This window comes from Aeromicrobium sp. (assembly GCF_032084975.1).
Classification (GTDB): Bacteria; Actinomycetota; Actinomycetes; order Propionibacteriales; family Nocardioidaceae; genus Aeromicrobium.
In genome coordinates this window covers 76,019-90,439 of sequence record NZ_DAMDLR010000001.1, presented here as the reverse complement: position 1 = coordinate 90,439, position 14,421 = coordinate 76,019, and the positions used below count along the sequence as shown (strand labels likewise).

The window sequence follows — 14,421 nt, the reverse complement described above, 5'->3', positions numbered from 1 at the left end:
TGACTCGCCCCTCGTGCGTGGTCGAGGCTCAGACCCGGCGCACCTTGTAGGAGCCCGTCCAGATCTTGACCTTCTCGACGGACCTGCCCGGACGCGGCGCGTGCCAGATCTTGCCGTTCCCGGCGTAGATGGCGATGTGGTAGTAACCCGAGCCGTTGCTGAAGCCGATCAGGTCGCCCTTCTTCTTCTTGCTCTTGGAGACCGACTTGCCCTTCTTCATCTGGTCGCCGGCGATGCGGGGCATCTTCTTCTTGACGGACTTCTTCAGGACGTACTGGACGTAGCCCGAGCAGTCGAAGCCGGACGGGCTGCTGCCGCCCCAGCTGTACCGCGTGCCCTTGTACTTCGCGGCGACGCGGACGATCTTCTTGCCACGAACGGCGGCACGCTTCTTCGCGAGGCGCTTCTTCTTCGCGATCAGCGCGCGCTTCTTCGCGAGGGCGGCGCGCTTCTTGGCGAGGCGCTCCTGGCGCGTCTGCTGAGGGGTCTGGACCGCCGGGTCGGACGAGGCCGCGGCCGCGGCCGGGCTCGGATTGGCCACGGGCGCGGCCTGGGCGGCCGGAGCGCTGACGGACAGGACGGACACTGCCACGGAGGCAGCGAGCATGCTTGCGACGTGTCGCATGGGTTCTCCTTCGGCGCCTACGAAGAGTTACCTGTCGGGCTGGCACTGAAGGTGTGCCCCACGCATGGTGGTGAGCCCCGGAGTCGCAGTGAAGCGACGGACTGCCTGGTGTCCCCGGCTCGCCGATGAAGTGATCTTGACTGTCCCGTGAACCTCGGCGAGTTGAGCGGGCTCACGACCCGGCCCGTTGATGGGCCCCAAGGACGATAGGCAGACGATCGAGGCGAAGACGAACCCGGCGCATGGACGATCCCGGACCGTCATGGTCGTTCTGCGCTGGAATCCCGGCGAGAAGGCTCGCTCACCCGCGAAGGGCGGGCGTGAGGCAAATCACGTCCCCACGGTGTCCCGAAGCGCAGGACGGATGTCGGGCCACGCGAACTCGAAGCCGGCGGACTCCAGCCGCTCCGGCAGCACCCAGCGGCTCTTGAGCAGCAGCTCGGACTCGTTGCGCAGGACCCACATGGCCGGCTCGAGCATCCAGCGCGTCGCCGGCAGGCCCACCGGCATGCCGACGACCCGGCGCAGCTCGGCCATCAGCGTCCGGTCGTCACTCGGGTTCGGCGCGGACAGGTTCACCGCCCCCTCCAGCTCGGGATGCTCCTGGATGAAGCGCATCGAGGAGAGGACGTCGTCGATGTGGATCCACGAAAACCGCTGGCGTCCATGCGAGTGGTGGATCGGCACCGGTCCGCCTGTCGGGTGCGCGCCGATGCCGCGGTATCGACGGTGCTGGAACCACCAGCCGTCGCGGTGGGAGCCGCCCAGGCCGAGTCGCGCGACGCGGGCGAGCAGGTCGGACGCGGGACCGCCGAGCACGATGGCCATGCGCAGCGCCACGCGTCGCGTCCCGGGAAGGTCGCCGGCGAAGAGCTCGTCCTCCCACGACCGGGCGACATCGACGGAGAAGCCCTCGCCCAGCTCGCCGTCGGACTCGGTCTGCGGCCGGTCCAGGGCGTAGCGGTAGATCGTGGCGGTGCTGGCGTTCATCCACAGTGGTGGCGGGGCCGTGGCCGCGGCGATCGCCTCGCGCAGCTGACGGGTCGTGTCGACCCGCGAGCGCAGGATCTCGTCGCGGTTCCGATCGGTGTACCGGCAGCCGACGCTCTTCCCGGCCAGGTTGACGACGAGGTCGGCGCCATCGACGAGGCGCATGATCGAGGCGGGATCGGACCACGTGCCGTCGGGTCCGGTGCGCCCGACCCGCGCGACGTCGTACCCGCGAGCGGTCAGGTCCTCGACCAGTCGGTGGCCGATGAAGCCGTTCCAGCCCGCGATGACGGCACGCCTTCGTTCGGTCATGGGCGAAACCCTAGCGCGAGCGTGCGCTGCGGTCCGGGGTTCGCGGCGGCAGCCGGTGCAGCGTCACGTCGCGCAGCTCTCCGGTGTCGGCCACGGCCGTCATGTAGGTGCAGTACGGCTGGCGACGCCGATCGGTGGGGGAGCCGGGGTTCAACAGTCGCAGGCCGGTCTCGGCCGTCGTGTCCCACGGGATGTGGCTGTGCCCGAAGACCAGGACGTCGGCATCGTCGTACTCGGCGGCACAGCGTTCCTCGCGGCCCTTGGCAGCACCCGTCTCGTGGACCACGGCGAACCGGACGCCTTCGATCTCGGCGCGCGCCACGAGTGGCAGCCGCTCGCGGAGCTCACCGTGGTCGTTGTTGCCGAACACCGCCACCAGTCGTCTCGACCGCGCTTCAAGGTCGTCCAGGTGGTCGACCGAGACCCAGTCGCCCGCATGGAACACGACGTCCGCGGCGTCCACCTCGTCCCAGACCTGGGCAGGCAGGACCTTGGCCCGCTTGGGCAGGTGGGTGTCCGCGATCAGGAGGAGCTTTGTCGACAAGTCAATCCCCGGAGAGGTCGGCCTCGACCAGGGCGGCCTCGATCTGCTCGTGGGTCGGCACGTCGTAGCCGACGAGGGTGACCGTCTCGACGCGGCTGGCCGTCGACTGGACCGCTTCCAGCGCCGACGCGATCGAGTCGGCCTTGGACCATCCGTAGATGCCCGCACCGACCAACGGGAACGCGATCGTCCGGACACCGAGCTCGTCGGCGACCTCGAGCGACCTCCGGTAGCAGGACACGAGCAGCGCACGATCGGTCTGCCCGGCCCGCCTGTTCGGCCCCACCGTGTGGATGATCCATTGCGCCGGCAGCCGGCCCGCCGTGGTCCATCCGGCGTCGCCGGTGGGGAGTCCGTCGGGGAATCGCGCGATGCAGTCCTGCAGCACCTCCGGACCCGCGGCCGCATGGATCCGGCCGTCGACCCCGCCACCTCCGCGCATCGCGCTGTTCGCGGCATTCACGATGGCGTCGACCCGCAGGGTCGTGATGTCGGCGTAGACCGCACGGAGACGTGGCACCTCGTGATCGTATGCCCAATGGAGTGCATCTGCTCGGCGCCGGAACGACGAATCGCCGGCCCCAGGGGGCCGGCGATCGGTGTGCGGTGTTCCAGGTGCGCCGGGCCGAGCCCGAGGACACCGTCAGTCGCTCAACGCGGGGGAACGTCACCTCGGTAGTCGCCACGCACGTCGTCGCGGGCCGTTCGGGCACGGGCCGTCATCAGCAGGGACAGCACGATGCCCAGGACGCCGACCGCCATCAGGATGTAGCCGGTCGTGACCAGGTCCACTCCGTTGAATGAGTCCTGGACGGCGAAGGACAGGATCGCGCCGAGGGCCAGCAGGAACAGTGATCCGCCGATGTACATGGAGCCTCCTTGGTTGGGACAACTCGTCGTTGCCCTCTTTCGACGGTGGCACAGCCACGGCGCGCTCGCATGTCGAGCGCAGGAGGATCCTCAGTCGCGGGGCTCGACCCACGCCTGGGCGCCGGGCTCGACGGTGTCGATCCGGACGGTGCCCAGATCGCCCAGGACGAACGTCACCGGCTTGCTGAGATCGACGCCGCTGGGCAGGAAGAAGGCGGAGGTCGTCGGGACGAAGTCCATCGTGGCGGGACGGTCGGGGACGTCGCTGACGTCGACCGTGATGTCCTGGCCGTCGGCGATCGCGCCACGGACGATCGCCGGGTTCGAGCTGCTGCCGTAGGTCACGATATGGATGAGCCCGTCCTCGCCGACGACCACGCCGGCGGGGGACTCGAAACCCTCCCCGGCCCCGTCGGGCAGCCCACGGAACGGCTCGGGCGTCTCGACGGGCTCGGGAGCGGTGGCGTCCTCGGAGCTGCTCTCGGAGACGGGTGCGCCGGGAGCCGTGGTGGGCTCGTCGTCGGGCGAGGCGCACGCGCCCAGCACCACGAGCGCCATGAAGGGCGCCAGGACGAGGCGGGGAAGGACGCGCACGATGACTCCTTGGTCAGACTGGCAGCAATCGTGTCACGAAATGGGTCAGCTGATCCACGTTGGCGCACTCGTACATCGGCACGATGTCGGAGTAGGCCATCGCCTCGGAGTCGCCCAGCCCCCAGCGCGTGTGGTGCTCGGGGTTGAGCCAGTACGTCCGGCGCGAGCGCATCGCGATCTCGTGCAGCGCGTCGAACCGCGGATTCTGGTTGTTGTTGCGCGCATCGCCCAGGATCAGCACCGCCGTGCGCGGTCCCACCGCGTCGAGGAAGAACTCGCGGAAGTCCAGGAACGCCTCGCCGTAGTCGCTGCTGGTGTGCCACTTCGTGATGCGGGCCTCCTCGCGGATCCGCGGCTCGATGTCGCCGCCACCGCCGACCGCGCCGTCCTTCACGATGTCAGTCACCTCCGCCATCGCATTGACGAACGCGAACACCCGCACCTTGCTGAACTGGGCGCTCAGCGCCTGCACGAGCAGCATCGTGAAGTTCGAGAACCCCGCGACCGACCCGGACACGTCGCAGATCAGCACGAGCTCGGGACGGTTGGGCCGCGGCTTCTCGTAGACGGGGCGCATGGGCACGCCGCCGGTCCCCATCGCGCGACGCAGGGTGCGACGCATGTCGATCTTGCCGCGTCGGCGACGACGTCGACGGGCGGACAGCCGGGTCGCCAGCACACGGGCGAGCGGCTTGACGGAGCGGCGCAGCTCCTCGAGCTGCTGGCGGTTCGCGCTCAGGAAGTCGACGCGGTCACGGGAGGACCGCACCGCATGTTTGGCAACCAGCTCGCGGCCCCTGAGCTCGGACGAGCGACGACGCGCCTCGCCCTGCACCATCTCGCGAAACGCCTCGACGCCCTGGCGGACCTCGTCGCGGGCGAGCCGGTCGGTGAACTGCGTGCCGAGGCCCTGACCGCCCTGGCCCGAGCCGCCGCCGGGGCGCATCGCCATCGCCGCGGCGATGAGCGTCTGCGGCTGGAGGCGGTCGATCGTCTGGTAGGCCGACCAGCCGGCGGTGTCCGTACCGGGCTGACCGACCTCGCCGAGCGTGTCGACGGCGATCTCGGCGATCTGGGCCAGCGTGCGGGGATCCCGCTCGAGCAGTGCCATCAGCAGCAGCTCGCGGATCTGCTGGACGTCCATGTCCTCGGCGGCGTCGCGAGCCGCCTCGGGACGGCCCACCCCGACGGGGAAGTAGAGGTCGAAGGTCTGGTCGAAGACGTCGCGCTGGCCGCCGCGGCGCACGAGGGACGCGGCCAGCCCCTCACGCAACAGCTCGCGGTTCTCCATGCCGAGCACGCGCATGACGTCGGCCGCGTCGATCGACTCGCTCGGTCCCGCGTTGACGCCCTTGGCGCGCAGCGCCTCGACGAACTCGACCAGTCGCGTCGCGACCTGGGGCTCGGTCATGACAGGACGGAGTCGAGGTCCAGCTTGGTGCGCGCCTTGCCGATGTCGTCCTGGTGCTTGAGCACGACGCCGAGGCTCTCCGAGACGATCTCGTCGGTCAGCGAGTCGGCACCGAGCGCGACCAGGGTGCGCGCCCAGTCGAGCGTCTCGGACACCGACGGCGCCTTGCGCAACGGCATCGCCCGCAAGGCGTTGACGACGCGCACGAGGGAGTCGGCCAGCGCGGCATCCAGTCCGGGCACCTTGAGGTGGACGATGTCGCGCTCGAGCTCGGCGTCGGGGAACTCGATGTGCAGGAAGAGGCAGCGGCGGCGCAGTGCCTCGGACAGCTCGCGGGTGGCGTTCGAGGTCAGCACGACGAACGGCCGCTGCGTCGCGTGGACCGTGCCCAGCTCGGGGATCGTGATCTGGAAGTCGCCCAGCACCTCGAGCAGCAGGCCCTCGATCTCGACGTCGGCCTTGTCGGTCTCGTCGATCAGCAGCACCGTGGGACCGTCGTTGCGGATCGCGGTCAGCAGCGGGCGGGGGAGCAGGAACTCCTCGGAGAAGATGTCCGACTTCGCCTCGCTCCACGTCTCGTCGTGGCCGGCGGAGATGCGCAGCAGCTGCTTCGCGTGGTTCCACTCGTAGATCGCGCGCGACTCGTCGACGCCCTCGTAGCACTGCAGGCGCACCAGCTCGGCGCCGCAGGACTGGGCGATGGCCCGCGAGAGCTCGGTCTTGCCGACGCCGGCGGGACCCTCGACGAGCAGCGGCTTGCCCAGCTCGCTGGCGAGGTAGACGGTCGTCGCGACGGCGTCCGAGGCCAGGTAGCCGGCGGTCGCCAGCCGCGCCTTGACGTCGTCGACGGAGGAGAACGGCATCGTGCCGGAACTGAACATGGATTCAATCTACTCTGTGGACATGGCCATGAGTCGTGTGACCCACCTGACACCCCTGTCCCCGTCCGCGGCGTTCGACACGGTGACGGACTGGCGACGGCACCGGGTGCCGTTCACGCGGATCGTCGTGACGCCGAACGGATTCACCGCGAGGACCGGGTTCGGGCCGCTCGGTTTCGACGATCCGATGGAGGTCACGCTGTGGGACCCACCGCGTCGCGTGGTGCTGCGCAAGCTGGGCCGGGTCGTGCGCGGAGACGCCACCATCACCGTCACGCAGACCCCCTCGGGCAGTGCCGTGACATGGGACGAGGACGTCAGTGTCATCGGCGTCCCCCGTGTGTTCGACCCGGTCCTGCGGCGGGCCCTGGGCGCGATGATCTCGCTGGTCCTGCGTCGTCTGCTGCCCTGACTAGGGTGGGCACATGACCGCCGCCGAGTCCGAGGTCGTCGACCTCTGCCGTGACCTGATCCGCATCGACACGTCCAACTTCGGCGACTCGTCCGGTCCGGGCGAGCGCGCCGCGGCGGAGTACGTGGCCGCCAGCCTGGCCGAGGTCGGGATCGAGTCCACGATCCTCGAGTCCGAGTCGGGTCGCGCCAGTGTGCTGGCCCGTTGGGGCAACCAGGACTCGTCCCGGCCCGGTCTCGTCGTCCACGGTCACCTCGACGTCGTCCCCGCACAGGCCTCGGACTGGTCCGTCGACCCGTTCGCGGCCGAGATCGTCGACGATTACGTCGTGGGTCGCGGGGCGGTCGACATGAAGGACTTCGACGCGATCATGCTGGCCGTCGTTCGCGACCGCCAGCGGTCCGGCCGGATCCCCGACCGGCCGATCCTGCTCGTGTTCACTGCCGACGAGGAGGCCGGCGGCCAGCTGGGCGCCCACTGGCTCGTCGAGCACCACCGCGAGTGGTTCGAGGGATGCACCGAGGCGGTCGGCGAGGTCGGCGGGTTCTCGACCCAGGTCGCGGGCCAGCGCCTCTACCTCATCGAGTCGGGCGAGAAGGGCATCGCGTGGCTGCGGCTCACCGCCAAGGGCACGGCCGGCCACGGCTCGATGCGCAACCACGACAACGCCGTCACCCACCTCGCGCGCGCCCTGGTCAGGCTCGGCGAGCACGAGTGGCCGGCCGAGCCGGGCCCCTCCATGCAGAGGCTGCTCGAGAAGGTCCGCCAGCTGAGCGGCACCGACGGGACGCCCGACGAGCTGTTCGAGCAGTTCGGTCCGGCGGCCCGGATGATCGGCTCGGGCCTGCGCAACTCGACGAACGCGACCATGGCGCAGGCTGGGTACAAGCACAACGTCGTCCCCGGCGAGGCCGTGGCCTATGTCGACGGCCGTCCCCTGCCCGGGCACCACGACGACTTCGTCGAGCGAGTCCAGCAGATCGCCGGCGACACGGTGCGCGTCGAGTCGTACCACCGCGACATCCCGCTGGAGTACGCGTTCGAGGGCGATCTCGTGGACGCGATGACGGTGTCGCTGCTCAAGCACGACCCCGAGGCGCACGTAGCGCCCTTCCTGATGTCGGCCGGGACCGACGCGAAGGCCTGGCACAAGCTCGGCATGACCTCGTACGGGTTCGTCCCGTTGCGGCTTCCGGCCGACCTCGACTTCACCGCTCTGTTCCACGGCGTCGACGAGCGGGTGCCGATCGATGCCCTTCAGTTCGGCACGCGGGTGTTCGACGAGTTCCTCGATCTGGCGTAGCGACGCATGGTCCCCCGGGGCGTGGGTACGCCAGCGTCACAGTCGTCTAGTGATGGGGGTGGCCACCATGGCCGGAAAGCTCAAGTTCATCATCGGTCTCGGCGCCGGGTACGTGCTCGGCACGCGCCAGGGTCGCGAGCAGTACGACAAGATCGTCGACAAGGCCCAGACCCTGTGGCGCAACCCGAAGGTCCAGGACGCCGCTGACAAGGTCCAGCACGTCGCCGAGGAGAAGGTCGGCGGCTCCAGCGGCAGCGGCGGCTCCAGCAGTGGCGGCTCGAGCAGCACCGCGAGCGCCGGCAGCAGTGACTTCGGGAGCTCCGGCTCGGGCGGCTCCAGCGGCAGCGGTTCCAGTGGCAGCAGCGACTTCGGCTCGAGCACGGGAGGCTCCACGACGGGCGGCCCCGCATGAGCCAGACGTCGAGCGGTGAGCCCAGCACGGGCGAGCTGATCTCCCGGCTCTCCACCGACCTGTCCACACTCGTCCGTGACGAGCTGCGGCTCGCCACGGTCGAGATGTCGGGCAAGGCCAAGAAGGCCGGCATGGGTGCTGGGATGTTCGGCGCCGCCGGCGTGCTGGCCCTGTACGGCGGTGGCGTCCTGCTGGCCGCGATCGTCGCGGCGCTCGACCTCGCCATGCCGCTGTGGCTCGCCGCGCTGATCGTCGCCGTCGTGCTGTTCATCGCCGCCGGCATCGCCGCACTGATGGGCAAGAACAAGGTGAGCGAAGTCGGCAGCCCGATGCCCGAGAAGACGGTCGAGAGCGTGAAGGCCGACGTCGACGCCGTCAAGCACGCTCGCGACCACTGACCAGGAGGACCGATGAGCAACACCGAGAACCCGAGCCCGGAGCAACTGCGCGAGGAGGTCGAGCGCACGCGTGAGGATCTCGCCGACACAGTCGACGAGCTCGCGGCACGACTCGACGTGAAGTCGCGCGTGCGCGAGTCAGTTCACGACACCACCGAGCGCGTCCGCGAGTCCGCCACGGATGCCGGGTACCGCGTCCGTGAGGCCGTGACCGAGCCCGACGGGTCGCCCCGTCCCGCAGCACTGGCCGTGGTCGGTGCCGTGGCGGCGTTCATCGTCGCGGCACTCGTCGTCAAGCACTGGCGGAGTCGCTGATGGGCGCGCCCGCCGAGAAGAGCGGTCCTGACGGGCCGACCGACCTCACGAAGCCGTCGTGGACCAACGTGCTTCGCAGGACGGTTCGCGAGTTCTCGGCCGACCAGTGCACGGACCTCGCCGCCGCGCTCACGTACTACGCCGTGCTGGCGCTGTTCCCGGCCGCGGTCGCGGTGCTGTCACTGGTCGGTCTCGTCGGGCAGGGTGACGAGATCATCGACCAGCTGCTGTCGATCCTGCGTGACGTCGGCGCCGGGAACGCCGCCGAGACGCTCGAGCCGACGCTGCGTCAGCTGGCCGACAGCCAGAGCTCGGGCTTCGCGCTCGTCTTCGGTCTGCTGGCGGCGCTGTGGTCCGCGTCGGCCTACGTCAACGGCTTCAGCCGCGGCATGAACCGGATCTACGAGATCGAGGAGGGGCGCCCGATCTGGAAGCTGCGCCCCATCATGCTGGCGCTGACGGTCGTGACGGTGGTCCTGGCCGCGCTGGTCGGCGTGGCGCTCGTCCTCACCGGGCCGGCGGCGGAGGCCGTCGGCAACGCCATCGGGCTCGGGAGCACGGCGACGACCGTCTGGTCGATCGCCAAGTGGCCGGTCCTGCTGTTCGTGGTGATCCTGATCGTCGCCCTGCTGTACTACGTGACGCCGAACGTGAAGCAGCCGAAGTTCCGCTGGATCAGCATCGGCGCGGTCGTGGCGATCCTCGCCTGGATCCTGGCCTCGGCCGGGTTCGGGCTCTACGTCGCGAACTTCTCGAACTACAACAAGACGTACGGGTCGCTGGCCGGCGTCATCGTGTTCCTGCTCTGGCTGTGGATCACCAACCTGGCGCTGCTGTTCGGTGCCGAGCTGGATGCCGAGCTCGAGCGAGGGCGTGAGCTGCAGGCCGGCCTGCCGGCCGAGGAGGAGATCCAGCTGCCCGCGCGCGACACCACGAAGATCGAGAAGGACCGCAAGAAGTATGAGAAGGACGTCCGCCGAGGTCGTCAGCTGCGCAAGACGCGCGGCGACGCCGGTGCGGACCCCGCGAAGGACGAGTGAGTCAGACCGTCGCGCGCATGCGGATGATCTTGCGGCGCAGGCGGACGGTCCGGTGACCCGTCGGGTCGCGATGCAGGCGGTCGAGTTCCCATCCCTGGAACTCGGCCGCCTGCGTCAACCACTGGCAGACGGCGTTGCGCGACTTCGTGCGCGAGATGGAGACGTCCCAGAACTCGTACTCGATCATCGGACTCCTTCGGACACATCGCTGAGTGCGGCAGTGATCTCGGTCGGGAGCTCCAGCTCCTCCGACCCGAGTGATTCCAGCAACTGGGCCGTCGTGCGGGCTCCGACGATCGCGGAGGCCACGGCGGGCTGGTCGCGCAACCAGGCCAGGGCCACGTGCGAGATCGAGGCGCCGAGTCCTTCCGCGGCGGCCGCGAGGGCGTCGACGACGCGGATCTTCGACGGGGTCAGGTGCGGCGTCACGAACGCCTCCCAGCGTGCATCGGCAGCCCGTGAGTCGGCCGGCACCCCGCCGCGGTACTTGCCGGTGAGCACGCCTCGACCCAGCGGCGACCACGCGAGGATGCCCAGGCCGGCGTGCCGCGCGGCCGGGAGCACCTCGATCTCGGGGGAGCGGTGGATGAGCGAGTACTCGATCTGCGTGCTGACGAGCGGCACGCCGCCACCGAGCCGCGAGAACGCGTGCTGGGCGGCGACGGTCTGCCAGCCCGCGAAGTTGCTGATGCCCGCGTAGCGGACCTTGCCCGAGCGGACGGCCTGGTCGAGCGCGGCCATCGTCTCGTCGACCGGGACGGTGTCGTCCCACCGGTGGACCTGCCACAGGTCGAGGTGGTCGGTGCCGAGGTCGGCCAGGGAGCGGTCGAGCTGCTGCAGCAGTGAGCGCAGCGAGCCGTCGGTGACGACGCGGCCGTTGCGGCGCACGACGCCGGCCTTGCCGGCCAGGACGATCCGGTCGCGGACCCCATGCTTGGCCACGAGCGAGCCGATCACCTGCTCGCAGGCGCCGTCCCCGTAGATCGGGGCCGTGTCGAGCAGCGTGCCGCCCGCGTCGAGGAAGGCCTTGAGTTGTTCGTCGGCCACGTACTCGTCGACGGCCGCACCCCAGGACATCGTCCCGAGCGCGAGTCGCGACACCTCGAGTCCCGAACCACCGAGCCGGCTCAGTTGCATGGCACGAGATTAGTGGGTGCGCCCAGAGGCGGTGTGTAGGCTCGCACGGTGGATCTGCTGCGTTCCGTGCTGCTGGGCATCGTCCAGGGCCTCACCGAGTTCCTGCCCATCTCCAGCAGTGCGCACCTCGCGATCGTGCCCCAGCTGCTCGGGTGGGAGGATCCCGGCTCCGCCTACACCGCCGTCGTCCAGATCGGCACCGAGCTGGCCGTGGTGCTCTACTTCTGGCGCGACATCTGGACAATCGGATCTGGTTGGGTCCGCGGCGTCTTCAGCGCGCAGGCCCGCCAGGCGCCCGAGTGGCGCATGGGCTGGTTCATCATCGTCGGCTCGCTGCCGATCGTCCTGCTCGGACTGCTGCTCGAGGACCTGATCGATCGCGAGTTCCGCAACCTGTGGTTCATCGGCGCGACGCTGATCGGGTTCGGCCTCGTGCTGGGTCTGGCGGAGCGATTCGGCCGCAAGTCCAAGCCCATCGCGGAACTCTCGGCACGCGACGCCATCCTGCTCGGCTTCGCGCAGGCGTGTGCCCTCGTGCCGGGCGTCTCCCGCTCGGGCGCGACGATCTCGATGGGACTGTTCCTGGGCTACGAGCGCCAGGCCGCCACCCGCTACGCCTTCCTGCTGGCGATCCCCGCCGTGGTCGGGGCGGGCGTCTACAAGCTCAAGGACATCCCCGGCGGCGAGAACGCCTACGGCACGGTGCCGACGATCGTCGGCACCGCCGTTGCGTTCGTCGTCGGCCTCGCCGTCATCCACTGGCTGCTGCAGTACGTCAGCAAGCACTCGTACGCGCCGTTCGTGATCTACCGCGTCGTCCTGGGATCCCTCGTGCTGTGCCTGCTGTGGGCCGGCGTCCTGACGGGCGCCGTCGCGGCCTGAGCGCTGTCGGTCCCGATCTTGTGCTGGGTGAGCCCGTATAGGGGCTCAATCGGTACAAGTTCGCGAGTCAGAGCCAGCCGGAGCGCTTGAAGCGTCGGTAGATCAGGACGCAGGCCACGCCCATGGCGGCCAGGCACGCGGGGTAGCCGTAGGTCCAGGTCAGCTCGGGCATGTGCTCGAAGTTCATGCCGTAGATGCCGGCGACCGCCGTCGGGACGGCGAACAGCGTGGCGCCCGCGGCGAGCTTGCGCATGTCCTCGTTCTGCTGGACGCTCAGCTGCGCCAGGTGGGCGTTGAGGGCGTTCGACAGCAGCGAGTCGATCGAGTCGATCGCGTCCACGGCGCGCTGCAGGTGGTCGGCGATGTCGCGGAAGTACGGGCGCAGCTCGCTGGGCTCGGCCACCTGCGCGAAGCGTCCGATCGGGTCGCGCAGGGGAGCGACGGCGTGCCGGAACTCGAGCGTCTCGCGCTTGAGCCGGTAGATGCGGTGTGAGTCCTCGGTGCGGTCGGGGGAGAAGACCGAGGCCTCGACCTCGCCGACATCGGTCTCCAGCTCGGCGGCCACGTCCTCGTAATGGTCCACGAGCGAGTCGACCACGGCGTGCAGGGCGGCGATCGGCCCCTGGCGCAACCGGTCCGTCGCCATCTCGGCACGATGACGGGCGTCGACGAGGGACGGGCCGCCGTGCCGGACCGTCAGCAGGTAGTTGGCCCCGAGGCACAGGTTGACCTCGTTGGTGGTGATGTCGTCGTCGTCGTACGAGACGCTGCGCATCGAGATGAAGACGTGGTCGCTGTAGCGCTCGACCTTGGCGCGCTGGTGCGCGCCGATCGTGTCCTCGACCGCGAGCGGGTGCATCCCCAGCGCCGCGCCGATGTGCTCCATCTCCTCGTGCGCCGGGTCGTTGACGCCGACCCACAGGAAGTCGTTGCCGGTCAGTGAGGCGAGGGTCGTGTCCAGCGTGTCAGGGTCGTGGTCGGTGTCGCGACGCACGCCGTCGACATAGACCGCGCAGTCGATCATCACCTGCTCATTGTGGCCTTCGCCCTCCCGATAGGCTCGACGACATGCAGAGTTGGCCCCGCCCGTCGATCCCTCGCCTCGTGGACGCCGGCCTCGGCACCGGACCTGTCGTCCGGGTGCACGACACCGCCCGCGGCGAGGTCGTCCCCACCGACCCACAGGGCGCGGCCCGCCTCTACGTCTGTGGCATCACGCCGTACGACGCGACGCACCTGGGACACGCCAACACGTACCTGACGTTCGACCTGCTGCAGCGCGCGTGGCTCGACCACGGGGTCGACGTCCACTACACGCAGAACGTCACCGACGTCGACGACCCGCTGCTGGAGCGGGCCACCGCCACCGGCATGGACTGGGTCGAGCTGGCCGAGCGCGAGACCCAGCTGTTCCGCGAGGACATGACCGCGCTGCGCATCCTGCCGCCCGAGGACTACATCGGCGCGGTCGAGTCGATTCCGCTGGTGGTCGACCTGATCGGCAGGCTTGAGTCGACCGGGGCCGTCTACCGCGTCGACGACGACCTCTACTTCGAGGTCCGCTCCGCCGAGCGCTTCGGCCAGGTCTCGGGCTGGGACGACGAGACGATGTCGCGGATCTTCGGCGAGCGCGGCGGAGACCCCGAGCGCGCGGGCAAGCGCGATCCCCTCGACTGTCTGCTGTGGCAGGCCGAGCGTCCCGGTGAGCCCGCGTGGGACACCGAGCTCGGCCGTGGCCGCCCGGGCTGGCACATCGAGTGTGCTGCCATCGCGCTGCACCATCTCGGCACGGCCTTCGACGTCCAGGGTGGCGGCTCCGACCTCGTCTTCCCGCACCACGAGATGTCGGCTGCCGAGGCCGAGCGCGCCACCGGCGAGGCCTTCGCCCGCTCCTACGTCCACGCCGGCATGGTCGGCTACGAGGGCGAGAAGATGAGCAAGTCCAAGGGGAACCTCGTCCTCGTGTCGCGGCTGCGCGCCGAGGGCCGCGATCCCATGGCGATCCGGCTCGCCCTGCTGGCCCACCACTACCGCGAGGACTGGGAGTGGTTCGGCGACGAGATCGAGGCGGCGCAGGAGCGACTCGCCCGCTGGCGCTCCGCGTTCGCGCGCCCGTCGGCGTCGCCCGCGAAGGCCGTCATCGACCGCCTGCGCGGCGCGTTGGCGAACGACCTCGATGCCCCGGCCGCACTGGCCGCCGTCGACGAGTGGTGTGCCGCCGAGGGCGACGATGTCGACGCCCCGGGTCAGGTCGCCCTGGCCGTCGACGCCCTGATCGGCGTCACCGCCTGAGTC

General features: G+C 69.8%; 19 protein-coding genes. 8 read left to right on the top strand and 11 right to left on the bottom strand.

The annotated features are described in order from the left end of the window. Nucleotides 1–28: 28 nt before the first annotated feature. The 8 genes from RT323_RS00470 to RT323_RS00435 all read right to left on the bottom strand — a co-directional run bounded on the left by RT323_RS00470 (nt 29) and on the right by RT323_RS00435 (nt 6,227). Nucleotides 29–625 (bottom strand): NlpC/P60 family protein, encoded by a 597-nt coding sequence (locus tag RT323_RS00470; protein WP_313404060.1) that lies wholly within the window; start codon nt 623–625, stop codon nt 29–31. A gap of 330 nt (nt 626–955) precedes the next feature. Then, complete coding sequence (locus tag RT323_RS00465; protein WP_313404058.1) at nt 956–1,927, bottom strand: DUF1731 domain-containing protein; 972 nt, start codon at nt 1,925–1,927, stop codon at nt 956–958. Nucleotides 1,928–1,937: 10 nt separating this feature from the next. Next, entirely contained in the window at nt 1,938–2,471 is a 534-nt protein-coding gene (locus tag RT323_RS00460; RefSeq protein WP_313404056.1) for a metallophosphoesterase, read from the bottom strand. 1 nt (nt 2,472) lies between these two features. Continuing rightward, nucleotides 2,473–2,991 (bottom strand): macro domain-containing protein, encoded by a 519-nt coding sequence (locus tag RT323_RS00455; RefSeq protein WP_313404054.1) that lies wholly within the window; start codon nt 2,989–2,991, stop codon nt 2,473–2,475. A gap of 131 nt (nt 2,992–3,122) precedes the next feature. Beyond that, nucleotides 3,123–3,341, bottom strand: a complete 219-nt coding sequence (locus tag RT323_RS00450; protein WP_313404052.1) for a DUF6458 family protein — start codon at nt 3,339–3,341, stop codon at nt 3,123–3,125. Between the two features lie 90 nt (nt 3,342–3,431). After that, nucleotides 3,432–3,935 (bottom strand): hypothetical protein, encoded by a 504-nt coding sequence (locus RT323_RS00445; protein ID WP_313404051.1) that lies wholly within the window; start codon nt 3,933–3,935, stop codon nt 3,432–3,434. A 13-nt stretch (nt 3,936–3,948) separates the two neighbouring features. Continuing rightward, a complete protein-coding gene (locus RT323_RS00440) occupies nt 3,949–5,346 on the bottom strand; it encodes a VWA domain-containing protein (protein ID WP_313404049.1) in 1,398 nt (465 codons plus the stop codon). Then, nucleotides 5,343–6,227 (bottom strand): MoxR family ATPase, encoded by an 885-nt coding sequence (locus RT323_RS00435; protein ID WP_313404047.1) that lies wholly within the window; start codon nt 6,225–6,227, stop codon nt 5,343–5,345. Before RT323_RS00435 ends, RT323_RS00440 begins: the two co-directional genes overlap by 4 nt. Nucleotides 6,228–6,249: 22 nt before the next feature. Between RT323_RS00435 and RT323_RS00430 the strand changes: the two genes are divergently transcribed. The 6 genes from RT323_RS00430 to RT323_RS00405 all read left to right on the top strand — a co-directional run bounded on the left by RT323_RS00430 (nt 6,250) and on the right by RT323_RS00405 (nt 10,107). Then, nucleotides 6,250–6,639, top strand: coding sequence for an SRPBCC family protein (locus RT323_RS00430; protein ID WP_313404045.1), 390 nt, complete (start codon nt 6,250–6,252; stop codon nt 6,637–6,639). Nucleotides 6,640–6,652: 13 nt separating this feature from the next. Then, nucleotides 6,653–7,942, top strand: coding sequence for a M20/M25/M40 family metallo-hydrolase (locus tag RT323_RS00425; RefSeq protein WP_313404043.1), 1,290 nt, complete (start codon nt 6,653–6,655; stop codon nt 7,940–7,942). Nucleotides 7,943–8,009: 67 nt separating this feature from the next. After that, entirely contained in the window at nt 8,010–8,354 is a 345-nt protein-coding gene (locus tag RT323_RS00420) for a hypothetical protein (RefSeq protein WP_313404042.1), read from the top strand. After that, on the top strand, nt 8,351–8,752 hold the full coding sequence (locus RT323_RS00415; protein ID WP_313404041.1) for a phage holin family protein: 402 nt from the start codon (nt 8,351–8,353) through the stop codon (nt 8,750–8,752). The genes RT323_RS00420 and RT323_RS00415 overlap by 4 nt, the downstream gene beginning before the upstream one ends. Before the next feature lie 12 nt (nt 8,753–8,764). After that, nucleotides 8,765–9,067 (top strand): DUF3618 domain-containing protein, encoded by a 303-nt coding sequence (locus RT323_RS00410; protein WP_313404040.1) that lies wholly within the window; start codon nt 8,765–8,767, stop codon nt 9,065–9,067. Then, on the top strand, nt 9,067–10,107 hold the full coding sequence (locus RT323_RS00405; protein ID WP_313404039.1) for a YihY/virulence factor BrkB family protein: 1,041 nt from the start codon (nt 9,067–9,069) through the stop codon (nt 10,105–10,107). Before RT323_RS00410 ends, RT323_RS00405 begins: the two co-directional genes overlap by 1 nt. 1 nt (nt 10,108) lies before the next feature. On the opposite strand, the gene RT323_RS00400 is transcribed toward RT323_RS00405, so the two are convergent. Further along, complete coding sequence (locus RT323_RS00400) at nt 10,109–10,294, bottom strand: DUF5703 family protein (RefSeq protein WP_313404038.1); 186 nt, start codon at nt 10,292–10,294, stop codon at nt 10,109–10,111. Next, on the bottom strand, nt 10,291–11,244 hold the full coding sequence (locus tag RT323_RS00395; protein ID WP_313404036.1) for an aldo/keto reductase: 954 nt from the start codon (nt 11,242–11,244) through the stop codon (nt 10,291–10,293). The genes RT323_RS00400 and RT323_RS00395 overlap by 4 nt, the downstream gene beginning before the upstream one ends. Before the next feature lie 48 nt (nt 11,245–11,292). On the opposite strand from RT323_RS00395, the gene RT323_RS00390 reads away from it, so the two are divergent. Next, the gene (locus RT323_RS00390; RefSeq protein ID WP_313404034.1) at nt 11,293–12,126 is read left to right on the top strand and encodes an undecaprenyl-diphosphate phosphatase; all 834 of its coding nucleotides are present in this window, start codon (nt 11,293–11,295) and stop codon (nt 12,124–12,126) included. Between the two features lie 67 nt (nt 12,127–12,193). On the opposite strand, the gene corA is transcribed toward RT323_RS00390, so the two are convergent. Continuing rightward, complete coding sequence (gene corA / locus RT323_RS00385; protein WP_313404130.1) at nt 12,194–13,150, bottom strand: magnesium/cobalt transporter CorA; 957 nt, start codon at nt 13,148–13,150, stop codon at nt 12,194–12,196. Nucleotides 13,151–13,194: 44 nt separating this feature from the next. Between corA and mshC the strand changes: the two genes are divergently transcribed. Beyond that, a complete protein-coding gene (gene mshC / locus RT323_RS00380) occupies nt 13,195–14,418 on the top strand; it encodes a cysteine--1-D-myo-inosityl 2-amino-2-deoxy-alpha-D-glucopyranoside ligase (protein ID WP_313404032.1) in 1,224 nt (407 codons plus the stop codon). Nucleotides 14,419–14,421 lie beyond the last annotated feature (3 nt).

Bases quoted from the DNA above. Each gene is read 5' to 3' on its own strand.
- RT323_RS00450 (WP_313404052.1), bottom strand. From the start codon at position 3,341: ATGTACATCGGCGGATCACTGTTCCTGCTGGCCCTCGGCGCGATCCTG.
- RT323_RS00405 (WP_313404039.1), top strand. From the start codon at position 9,067: ATGGGCGCGCCCGCCGAGAAGAGCGGTCCTGACGGGCCGACCGACCTC.
- RT323_RS00410 (WP_313404040.1), top strand. From the start codon at position 8,765: ATGAGCAACACCGAGAACCCGAGCCCGGAGCAACTGCGCGAGGAGGTC.
- RT323_RS00400 (WP_313404038.1), bottom strand. From the start codon at position 10,294: ATGATCGAGTACGAGTTCTGGGACGTCTCCATCTCGCGCACGAAGTCG.
- RT323_RS00435 (WP_313404047.1), bottom strand. From the start codon at position 6,227: ATGTTCAGTTCCGGCACGATGCCGTTCTCCTCCGTCGACGACGTCAAG.
- RT323_RS00425 (WP_313404043.1), top strand. From the start codon at position 6,653: ATGACCGCCGCCGAGTCCGAGGTCGTCGACCTCTGCCGTGACCTGATC.
- RT323_RS00465 (WP_313404058.1), bottom strand. From the start codon at position 1,927: ATGACCGAACGAAGGCGTGCCGTCATCGCGGGCTGGAACGGCTTCATC.
- RT323_RS00470 (WP_313404060.1), bottom strand. From the start codon at position 625: ATGCGACACGTCGCAAGCATGCTCGCTGCCTCCGTGGCAGTGTCCGTC.
- mshC (WP_313404032.1), top strand. From the start codon at position 13,195: ATGCAGAGTTGGCCCCGCCCGTCGATCCCTCGCCTCGTGGACGCCGGC.
- RT323_RS00430 (WP_313404045.1), top strand. From the start codon at position 6,250: ATGGCCATGAGTCGTGTGACCCACCTGACACCCCTGTCCCCGTCCGCG.
- corA (WP_313404130.1), bottom strand. From the start codon at position 13,150: ATGATCGACTGCGCGGTCTATGTCGACGGCGTGCGTCGCGACACCGAC.
- RT323_RS00420 (WP_313404042.1), top strand. From the start codon at position 8,010: ATGGCCGGAAAGCTCAAGTTCATCATCGGTCTCGGCGCCGGGTACGTG.
- RT323_RS00395 (WP_313404036.1), bottom strand. From the start codon at position 11,244: ATGCAACTGAGCCGGCTCGGTGGTTCGGGACTCGAGGTGTCGCGACTC.
- RT323_RS00415 (WP_313404041.1), top strand. From the start codon at position 8,351: ATGAGCCAGACGTCGAGCGGTGAGCCCAGCACGGGCGAGCTGATCTCC.
- RT323_RS00440 (WP_313404049.1), bottom strand. From the start codon at position 5,346: ATGACCGAGCCCCAGGTCGCGACGCGACTGGTCGAGTTCGTCGAGGCG.